This window comes from Streptomyces sp. NPDC049813 (assembly GCF_044465085.1).
Classification (GTDB): Bacteria; Actinomycetota; Actinomycetes; order Streptomycetales; family Streptomycetaceae; genus Streptomyces.
Genome location: NZ_JBITLI010000022.1, coordinates 115,108 through 124,939 on the forward strand (window position 1 = coordinate 115,108; position 9,832 = coordinate 124,939).

Consider the following 9,832-nt stretch of genomic DNA (forward strand, 5'->3'; position numbering starts at 1 on the left):
GCCGGGTGGATGAAGAGAGTGCATCGCAGAGGGCGGCGCACCCTCCCAGGGAGGTTCAAGTAGCTGCTCCTGGCGGTACGGTCCCTCGTCACGCCCTGGATCATCTACAAAGACCCGGGAGGCCTGCCCCGATGGCGTTGACCCCCGGCCCCGGTCCGGGTGCGGGGCAGGCCGCCCTTCAGCATGCGCCGGTAGCCGGGGACGAGGGGCCGGCCGTCGGCGTCGACGACGAGCAGGGCCCGGGCGGCTGCGAGGCAGCGGACGAAGTCCGCGCCGCGCGCCGCGGACGGCGCCACCGCCGGGGCGGGGTTGCGCGGGGGCGACCGCGCGGGCAGGGCCGCTGCCCTTGCCCGTGCTGCTGCCTGAGCCGAGGAGGGGCTGGCCACGGCGGTGGTGCCCGCGGTTGTCGTGAGCGTACGTCTGATCAGGCCGCCGTGATCGACGTCAGCCTGGTGATGCTCGGTCTTGCCGCAACTTCTACGGGACCGGCGGTCCGGTTCGCGCGGCATTGCGTCGAACTGCCTCGGACGAGGCGATGATCCCGTTCAAACCGGTGCGGACCGGGTGCGCGGAGACACGCGGGGAGCGGGCGTCCGCCCCCGGTTACGGCGAAGGGGTGAATCGCGTCCTGTGCCGCCCGGCGCGCGAAGGCGGGTCAGGACACTGCCCCTACAGACCTGCGCGCGGAGGGGGAACACAGTGGAACAGCGGACTGAGGCGGGTGCCCGAGTGCGGTACTGGTTCGACACGACCCTGGCGCGCGGCACCTCGGCCCTGGTGGGCTGGCTGGTGCTGTTCTGCCTGGCCGTCGTCGTCCCTGCGAGCGCGGCGCTCGTGTGGACGAGCGGGCACGCCCCCGCCACCCTCTCCGGGAAGGTGGCGGCCATCTGGCGCCTGACCGGGGAGACGATGCGGCTGGGCGGCACCACCGGCAGTCCGGCCCGAGTGGCCCTGTCGGTGCTGCTGGCCCTGGTCGCCCTGGTCTACGTATCGACCCTCGTCGGTCTCATCACGACCGGGCTCACTGAGCGGCTCATCGCCCTGCGGCGCGGCCGCTCCAAGTTACTGGAGCGCGGCCACGTGGTGGTGTTGGGCTGGTCCGAGCAGGTCTTCACGGTGGTGGGCGAACTGGTCGCGGCGGGCGCCAACCAGCGGCGGTCAGCCGTGGCGATCCTGGCCGACCGGGACAAGACGGCCATGGAGGAGTCCCTGCAGAGCAAGGTCGGCCCGACCGGCCGGACCCGGCTGATCTGCCGCAGCGGTCCGTCGGCCGACCCGGCCGTGCTGGCGCTGACCAGTCCGGCCACCGCCGACTCGGTGATCGTGCTGCCGCCCGACGCGTCCCGCAGCGACGCAGACGTCGTGAAGGCACTGCTGGCCCTGCGGGCGACGGGGCGCGAGGACGACGTCGCCGTCCCCGTCGTGGCGGCGGTCCGCGACAGCGGCTACCTGCTCGCGGCCCGCCTGGCCGCCGGGTCGCGGGGCGTCGTCCTGGAGAGCGACACCGTCACCGCCCGGCTCATCGCGCAGGCGGCACGCCGCCCGGGACTGTCCCTGGTCCACCGCGACCTGCTCGACTTCGCCGGGGACGAGTTCTACCCGGCAGCCCACCCCTCCCTGGCCGGCCAAGAGTTCGGCGAGGCGCTGCTCTCCTACGGCAACGCCAGCGCGGTCGGGCTGATCCGTGGCGGGGTGCCCTGGCTGAACCCGCCCGCGCGGACGGTGCTCGAACCCGATGACTGTCTCCTCGTCATCGCCGCCGACGACGACACCGCCGAGCTCGCTCACTGCGCGCCGCTGGTCGACGAGCGGTCCGTGGCGGGCCCCCGGCCGCCGGACACCCGGCCGGAGCGGTTACTGGTGCTGGGCTGGAACCGCCGCGCGCCCCTCGTGCTGCGGGAGTGGGGCCGCAACGCACCCCCGGGTTCAGCGGCCGACGTGGTGGCGGACGAGGACGAGGCCGCAGTGCGGGCCGCCTGCGACGGCGGCGACGGCGATGGCGGCGACGGCGATGGCGGCGACGGCGATGGCGGCGACTGGACCTGTATGGCCCTCAGGGGCGACACCACCCGACCGGAGACCCTGGCCGCCCTGGACCTCGTCTCCTACGACAGCGTCATCGTGCTCGGCCAGGAGCCGCGGGCCGGCGAGCCCCCCGAGGAGCCGGATACCCGCACACTCGTCACCCTGCTCGTCCTGCGCCACCTCGAACACGGCCGGGAACTGCCAGTGGTCACCGAGCTCACCGACGACAGCAACCGGCCCCTCGCCCCGCTCGGCCCCGGAGCCGACGTGATCATCAGCGGCAAGCTGATCGGGCTGCTCATGGCGCAGATCTCCCAGAACCACCACCTGGCGGCCGTCTTCGACGAACTGTTCTCGGCCGGCGGCACACAACTCCACCTGCGGTCCGCCGCCGACTACGTCGTAACTGGCCACGAGACGTCCTTCGCCACGGTCGTCGTGGCGGCGCGCGAGCGGGGCGAGTGCGCCATCGGCTACCGCAGCCGCGCCGAGGCCCACCGGGCCCCCGGCTACGGGCTGCGCCTCAACCCGCCCAAGGCGGACCGCCGGCGCTGGTCCGAGGGCGACGAGGTGGTCGTGGTCGCCGGGGAGGGCCGCCGAGGCGCCGTCAGGAGCGGCGGACTCCCGCTTCCTCGCCGTACTCCCCGAGGATGATCACGTCAAAAGGGGGCCCCGAAGACGCGTATCGCGCACAGGGAGTCACCGAGACGGTGGTGGCTGCCGCACGCGGGCAGGGACGTGGCGCCCGAGCGGACGGCGCGCGCGCGTGATGTTCGCTGCGCTCATGTCTCCTGGCGCCGATCGGGGACACAGGGGTGGCTTCGGTCTGGAGAGCCAATCTCGCCAACGGCCGCCCCGGCCCGGCGTCCGGTCCGGCAACAACCGCTCAATTGCCCCCACTGCACATCAGTGACCGTCCCGGCACGGGATGCATCGTCGCGACCGCCTGGCCGACACCTACCGCGCCACCGCCGGCCTCGTCTCCGACCGCACCGCTCAAGAACTGCGCGCCCGCTGGCCCGCGCCCACCGAGGAGCAGGATGCCCCCACCCCGTACGGCCCGACCCGCGTACACATCCACGGGCCCGCCGACGGCGAGGCCCTGGTCCTGCTGCCCGGCGGCCTCGCCACCGGCCTCATCTGGTTCGCCACCGCCCCCGCCCTCAGCAATCAATACCGCCTGTTCGCCGTCAACCTCCTCGGAGACGCAGGCCGCACCGAACGCCGGGGCCGCCCGCTGGAGAAGGCCACCGACCTGACAGCCTGGCTGGACGCTCTCCTGGACGGGCCCGCACTCAAGCGCACCCACCTGTGCGGCCACTCCTACGGTGCCTGGCTCGCCGCTCGCCCCCGCCCCGCCGGCCTGCACATGCCGGTCCTGATCCTGCTCGCCCAGCACAGCCGCACACACCACGCCGCCAAGGTCGCCGCCCCGGCCTGCCGCCGACTAACCCACGCCGAGATCCGCGTCCTTGCCGGGGACACCCACCACACTTTGCCCGCAACCGCCCCCGGCGAACTGAACGAACAACTGCTGGACTTCCTCACCTGAACGCGCCCCGCCTCCGATGCGTCTCAGGCCAGGTCGCGCTGTGCCCACAGCCCGAGTCGCTGTGCGGTTGAAGAGGGCTCAAGCAGGGTCGAGTTGCTGGGTGCGGTCGGCCTCGTCCTTGACCAGGATCGCGAGGAGGGCCGCGACGGGGACACCCGCCTCGGCGGGATGTCGCAGGACCTTGGTGGGGTCTATGGCGTAACGGTTGCCGCGGCCCTCGCGGACGTGGGAGAGGTAGCCGGCGTCCTCAAGGTCGGTGATGATCCGCAGAACGGCGCGCTCGGTGAGCCTGCAGTGCACGGCCAGATCCCGTACGCGGACATGGCGGTCGTCGGCGATGGCCGCCAGGACCCGGGCGTGGTTGGTCAGGAAGGTCCATCCGGTGTGCGATTCAGTCTGCGCCTGCATACGGCCAGTTTACGGAACAACTCCAGACACCACATACATGTAATAGATTTCATGTATTGGTTGACGTGACGTATGTTTCAGGCGATCCTGAATCGCCTTGTAGTCGACCCCGGGAGGCAGCCATGCCAGACCGCGCCGACGGCGCCCTCTGCCCGGCTACCGGCTCTGCATACCCCGGCCCCGCGGTGCGGACTTCGGTGCGCGAAGAGGGTACGCACACCCACCTCGCGGTCAAGGGCGAGGTCGACCTGGACTCCGCCCAAACCTGGGAACAAGACCTGTACGGCGCCCTCAACGACTCGCGCCAAGGCCTCGTCCTTGATCTGCGAGCTCTGCGGTTCTGCGACTGCGCCGGCCTCAACGCGCTGCTACGCGTACGCCGGGCGGCGTTGCGGACGGGCAAGACAGTGACCATCGACTCGGCCGGCCCGGCCGTCACCCGCCTGCTCCACCTCACCCGAACCGCCGCTCTGTTCACCACCGCCCCCGCCGTCGGTCTTCCGGGCGCCCCCGTCGGGCAGGTCAGCCGCATCACACGGCACGCGTCACTTTGTCACCCCCGCAAACCGAGAGCCCTGCCTCACGCCAGCCGTCTGTGAACTGCTCCCCTTCCACGCCCTGTCCGCCGCGGACTTCGAGGTCGCGCTGCGGCACGACCCCACCGCGTGGGACGCCCTGGTCACCAGCCCCCCGGGGAACTGCGGATGGAACGAGCCTGCCTGCCGCCGGCGTATCGAACCAGGCACGGGGGCGACGTCGGTCAGGAACCAGGCTGTGGGACTGCCAACCCTGCCGAAAACCGCTGGCGGCCCTCCTCCGCCTCGCCCGCCAACGCATCAACGTCCTGTTCGCCATGCTCCGCGACGGCACCTTCTACGAACCCCGCCTTCCCCAGGGCGTCGAACTTTCCGCATAACCCCAGCAAGTCAAACCACCGAACCAAACCCGGGCGCCTTGACGAAAAACATGGAGGCACCCCCTGCAGTCAGACGCTGACCGGCCGGCCGTCATAGAGGACGTCCGCGCGATGGGCCCAGATGTGAGCCGCGTCGCGGCCAATGTCGAACCTGCGAAGCTCGGGCGCCTCGCGGTCGACCGGGGGTCGTGGGCTGGCTCCTCCGCCGGCGGGAGCGGCGCTGAACTTCCGCTGGCTTCTGTGAAGGAACAGACCGAGCAGGACGGCGAGGATGGCTGCTGCTGCGGCAGCCCAGGACAGAAGACGGGATCGGCGGGACATCCTGAGATCCTTGCAGGCTGCATTCATGTCCCCGCTGGGGGCTGCCTGCTTTCGCCTTGTTCCGGCCCGGTGGCAGGCCTCGCGGCAGCTGGCCGTGAGAGTGGCGGGCAGGTAAATGGCCGGCGCACAATCCCGCCGGGCCGGGGCGGCCAGGGCGCCGGCCTCCAACGACCACACACCTGAAGGAGTTTCTGCCTCAGGGGCGCGATGTCTTCGAGCGTAGCGGGGCGGAATGCGCCGGGCGTGTGCCCGTGTCGCGTGTGATGTAAGAGGCGTAGTCTTCTTTCGACGACGGTAGGTGTCGGCCGCGTCGACGACTGTGACTTCCTCCTTCCGCTGTGCGGCGCCGACATGTCCAGGGGTGAGTGATGATCCGCGCGGGACGGCGTGAGCAGGTCCAAAACAGTGCTGACCTGGCGCAGGTCATGGGTATGGCGCTGGGGACATTCCGTAACCGCAAGCCCTTTGCCGCGGACGGCTTCCCAGCTCCGATCAGTGCGGCCGGCGCGAAGACTCTGCTGTGGGACCGCGAGCAGACAACCGCCTTCCTGGCCGGAAGGGCGGTGCCGGCACTGCCGGAGACTGATGACGACGAGGACCTGCTGGAGCGGATCGAGGCCGCGCAGCTGCTCGGGGTGACGCCGGATACCTGGAACAGCTACAAACGCGACCCGCGGATCGCGCCGCACCTGGTGAAGGCTGCGGGGGTTGAGCACTGCCCCCGCCGCGTTCTGCGGGCCTTTCGCGAGGAGCCGGCCGGCCCCGGCGGGCACCGGCCCAAGGGCAGTGGCGACATGGTGCCCCGCGACCAGCTTGAGGCCCGCGTAGGCGAACTCCTGGACGCCGACACGGCGGTGACCCTCGCCCACCTCCAGAAAGAGCTGGGCATCGCCTACTCCACCGCAGCCCGGGTCCTGCCCCGCCTGCGCGGCGCGCGCATTGCCGACCTGGTCGAGGCCGAGGAGGGGCTGTCCCCGGAGCAGGCAGCGGCCGCGCTGGGCTACCCGCCCGTGGCACAGCGGGCAGCCGTGGCCCGGGCGCACACCGAACTGCATGCCCGCAGCCTGCAGGCATACGTCCAAAGCGTTGCCGACGAGGGCCTGGCCGAGCGGCACGAGGCAGTGGTGGTGCAGCCTGCCGATGACGTCGTGGCCGCGGGCCTGGTCCTGAACGCCAGCGCGCCGGTGCCGGCTTTGGTGTGGGACGAACGGTGGGGCTGGCGCACGGCGCTCAGCCGACGGCACCCGCTGGGCCGGGAAACAGGTCGGCCGCCCCAGGGGAAGGGCATCCGTTACTACAAGGGGGCACAGCCTGGCCCTGAGGAGGTCGTGGAGGGCATCTATGACGGGCGCCTGAGATCAAGTCGCCCGTCGACCGCCTGAACACGGGCGTAGATGCCGCGCGGGAAGGCGGGGCCGGGGACGTACTCCCTCGTGTTGCCGGCGCTCTTCGAGCTGCTGCTGAGTCCTGAAGCGGTGTTCGGCTCGGGCAGAAGGTAGGGCGAGCGGACAGAACCGCACGGCGCCCGGAGAGCCCCTCATGTTCGGCTTCAGTGCGGGAGGTCGGGACGAATCCGCGAACCGGCCACGTCTGCCTGCTCAGGAAGACAGGCTCTCACCGGCGAGCCCGACGGAGTTCGCGCGCTGGCGGCATGCGAGCCATAAGAGCCGCGGGGGTTAGAGTCCGGTTCCATGAGTGATCAGCACGGTGATGAGTTGTTGGCCTGGATCGGTCGGTACGCCTCCTACGCGCACCGGGCGGAGCAGGGCCCGGCGTCGGGGATGCGGGCCGGGATCTCCTTGACGGCCCGCCGTGGTCCGGATGCGCGGGAGGGGCTGCTGCGGATGGGCGTTGCGGACACGGTGATGGATGAGCCGGTGCTGTACCGGGATTTCGTCCAGCCTGCTGCAGGTGAGCCGGGCTATCTTCCTGGGGCGTCGTCGATAGGCATGCTCGGGGGGTGTGGGCAGTGGACCTATATCCTCGAGAACGATCTCGCCGCGACCTGGTATCTGGCCCAGTTGCTCGACCCGGGGCTGGTGGCGCGCGCGGATGAGGAGATCGTCTGCGTGTCGCTGAACCACCATGATCTTCCCGGCACGGTGGCCTATTCGCCCTTCGGTATGGAGGATGCGTGGACGGCGGAGTTCGGGCGGGGGTTCAGGGAGAGCCTGTTCGCTGCGCCGGAGGATCCGTCGGGTGATCTGGCGGCCTTCGATGAGGCTCTGACGCGGGCGGAGGCCGTGTACAGCACACTTCAGGATGGGCGGGCGTGGCGGGATGTCACGGAGGATGAGTGGGCGAGTGCCGTGTACCGGGCGGTCGGGGACCGCTTCGGTATCGGTGTGGACCGTGCACAGGTGGAGCAGGGGCTGCTGGCTGCCGTGGTGTTGCCCTTGCCGGAGTAGCGGGGCGTGATGGGGGCACGCTCGTGAGCGTGCCCCCATCACGGTCGGTCAGGTGCTGTGTGCTGAGACTAAGGGTTGTCCCGTAACGATCTTGGAGTTGGTCGCGGCAAATTCGGTTACGGTACTGCGGCTGCGTTTATCCGGTGAGGACGAGGTTGTGCAGGCCCGCGATGCCGAGCATGGCGTGATGGACACCGTCGCCTTTGAGCCGGCAGTCGCGCAGGATCTTCCAGGTCTTCATGCGGGCGAAGACGTGCTCGACGCGAGCCCGCACCCGCTTGTGCGAGTGGTTGTGTTGCCGTTTCCAATCGGGCAGTTCCTCGCCGGCCCGGCGGCGGTGCGGCATCAGGAGTCCGGTGCCGAGATAACCGCCGTCGGCGATCGTCGTGGTCTTGCCGACAGCGGCTTTCGCCCCTGATTGCTCCCAGGCTCTGCAGTCGTTGCGGTTGCCCGGCAGCGGTCGGCCGACCACGACGACGCGACGGGTGTCGGCGTCGATGGCAACTTGGTGGTTGGTGGAGTACCGGTAGTTCTTGGACTGCTCGGCGATGTTGTGGTCGCGGGTGGGCACCAGAGTGCCGTCCACGATGAGGACGGCGTCCTTGGCGAAACGTTGCCTGGGCTGAAGCGCGATCAGCGGGCCCAGATGACCGATGATCCGGTCAGCTGCAGACTTCGAGACGCCGAACAGCGGAGCGAGTTGGCGCATGGTCAAGTTCGTGCGCCAGTACGCCGCCACGAGCAGCACCCGGTTCTCCAGCGTTAGGCCCCATGGCCGTCCCCGTCGTACCGCTTCCGCGCCTTCGCGCCGCAGCGCGGTTACCAACCTGCCGAAGCAGCGCGGGCTCAGCCCGGTGAAGGGGGTTATCCAGGACGGCGCGGACGCCGTGATCACACCAGCCACAGCGAGATCGTCTCAAAGATCGACGGCATGGCACGATGACCGGCATGTCAGGTCAGGTCTGGGTGTCCCTCATATCGCTGGGCGGCGTTGTCCTCGGCGGCTCGTTGTCCTACCTCGTCCAGCACAGAACGCAACTCTCGGCGGAACGCGCTGGACAGCAACGACAGCAGATCGCCTTGTCGGAGGCCCGCCGCGGGGAACGGCTGGCCCTGCTGGAGCGGTTCGTCGAGGTGGGGGCCGAGGCCGAACGCTCCGCCTTCAGCCAGCCTTCCGAGTGGGAGGACACCGACGCCTGGTTCCTCAGGACCCGGGACGTCATGAACAGGCTGTGGGTTGCGGAGCGGCTCATCCGTATCCAGTTCCCGCTGCCGGTGCACGACGCGGCCCGCGCGTACTTCCTCGACCTCAACCGGACGGTATGGGAAGGCTTGCCCGACGGTGAAAGCGTGCGGGACTACCTGGAGGACAACCGGCTGGCGTTTCTGGACGCGGCCCGCGCGGTCGTGGGGTAGTACACCGCCACCTCGATAATCGTTTACGGGACAGCCCTTAGCCTCCTGTAGTTGGGCGTCATTGAAGGTGTACGGCGCGTTCAGCGCCCGTCGCCGTGCTCTTTCACGCACCGGGCCGCCGTTTTTCGAAGCTGCTCAGCCCGTACGCGCCCTCCGCTTCCAGGACCCGCAGCCGCGCGAACCGCGTGAGCTCCGCCGGACCCCGCGGGTGCCTGGGAGCCACACGTCGGGCGCGGGCCTCTGCTGCCACATCGGTCGCTCGGAACGCCTCAGTCCTGGGCCACAAATGGACATGAAAAGACGTCAGTTCACGCCGCGCGCGACGGTCGAGGAGTTACTTGGCCGCGGCCGCACGCTGCGCGCGCCGGATGAGTCTGTCATACCGTGTTGGCCCACAGCTTGTTCTGGTGAGAAGCAGGTCCGGGATAGGGGAGACAGTCAGGGCTTGTCTCCGCTGGGACAGCGGGCCGGAGCTGTGGCCACAGCTGGCCGGCCGGGAAGATGGGGGAGTACTCGTGCCCAAAATTCAAACTGGCAAAGGGGGCAATAGGTTTGACGGTTTGTCAAGTCTATGAATAGACAAGAGTCGCGAGTAGGCCCACCCTACAGCCAGCCCTAGAAATTCGCGGAGCGAATTTCTGCAGGCCGAATTGCGGAGCAATTCGAGCCGCGGACAACGGAGTTGGCCGCACCGGACGGCGGAGCCGGTTGGTGGGCAACGCGGAGCGTGGCCGTCTTTCCGCCACGTAGTGGCGGCGCGTCGTGTCTGCGGAGCAGACCGCGCGC

At 69.8% G+C, this 9,832-nt stretch carries 8 protein-coding genes; 6 read left to right on the top strand and 2 right to left on the bottom strand.

Annotated elements, in window-relative coordinates; all coding sequences use genetic code 11:
- Positions 1–699: 699 nt before the first annotated feature.
- Entirely contained in the window at positions 700–2,679 is a 1,980-nt protein-coding gene (locus ACIBW6_RS32920) for an NAD-binding lipoprotein (protein ID WP_399066203.1), read from the top strand.
- 274 nt (positions 2,680–2,953) lie between these two features.
- The gene (locus ACIBW6_RS32925) at positions 2,954–3,577 is read left to right on the top strand and encodes an alpha/beta fold hydrolase (RefSeq protein ID WP_399066205.1); all 624 of its coding nucleotides are present in this window, start codon (positions 2,954–2,956) and stop codon (positions 3,575–3,577) included.
- A 78-nt stretch (positions 3,578–3,655) separates the two neighbouring features.
- Here the strand turns inward: ACIBW6_RS32925 and ACIBW6_RS32930 are convergent, their stop codons facing one another.
- The gene (locus ACIBW6_RS32930; protein ID WP_399066207.1) at positions 3,656–3,985 is read right to left on the bottom strand and encodes a helix-turn-helix transcriptional regulator; all 330 of its coding nucleotides are present in this window, start codon (positions 3,983–3,985) and stop codon (positions 3,656–3,658) included.
- Positions 3,986–4,107: 122 nt separating this feature from the next.
- Between ACIBW6_RS32930 and ACIBW6_RS32935 the strand changes: the two genes are divergently transcribed.
- From ACIBW6_RS32935 to ACIBW6_RS32945, 3 genes are all read left to right on the top strand, one after another.
- Positions 4,108–4,584 carry an STAS domain-containing protein gene (locus tag ACIBW6_RS32935; protein ID WP_399066209.1) on the top strand — a complete coding sequence of 159 codons (477 nt, stop codon included), beginning with the start codon at positions 4,108–4,110 and terminating at the stop codon, positions 4,582–4,584.
- Positions 4,585–5,590: 1,006 nt separating this feature from the next.
- On the top strand, positions 5,591–6,604 hold the full coding sequence (locus ACIBW6_RS32940; RefSeq protein ID WP_399066211.1) for a hypothetical protein: 1,014 nt from the start codon (positions 5,591–5,593) through the stop codon (positions 6,602–6,604).
- 309 nt (positions 6,605–6,913) lie between these two features.
- Positions 6,914–7,630: a hypothetical protein gene (locus ACIBW6_RS32945; protein WP_399066213.1), complete on the top strand. Its 717-nt coding sequence runs from the start codon at positions 6,914–6,916 to the stop codon at positions 7,628–7,630.
- Between the two features lie 136 nt (positions 7,631–7,766).
- On the opposite strand, the gene ACIBW6_RS32950 is transcribed toward ACIBW6_RS32945, so the two are convergent.
- Complete coding sequence (locus tag ACIBW6_RS32950) at positions 7,767–8,534, bottom strand: transposase (RefSeq protein ID WP_399066215.1); 768 nt, start codon at positions 8,532–8,534, stop codon at positions 7,767–7,769.
- Between the two features lie 35 nt (positions 8,535–8,569).
- Between ACIBW6_RS32950 and ACIBW6_RS32955 the strand changes: the two genes are divergently transcribed.
- Positions 8,570–9,046, top strand: coding sequence for a hypothetical protein (locus ACIBW6_RS32955; protein ID WP_399066218.1), 477 nt, complete (start codon positions 8,570–8,572; stop codon positions 9,044–9,046).
- Positions 9,047–9,832 lie beyond the last annotated feature (786 nt).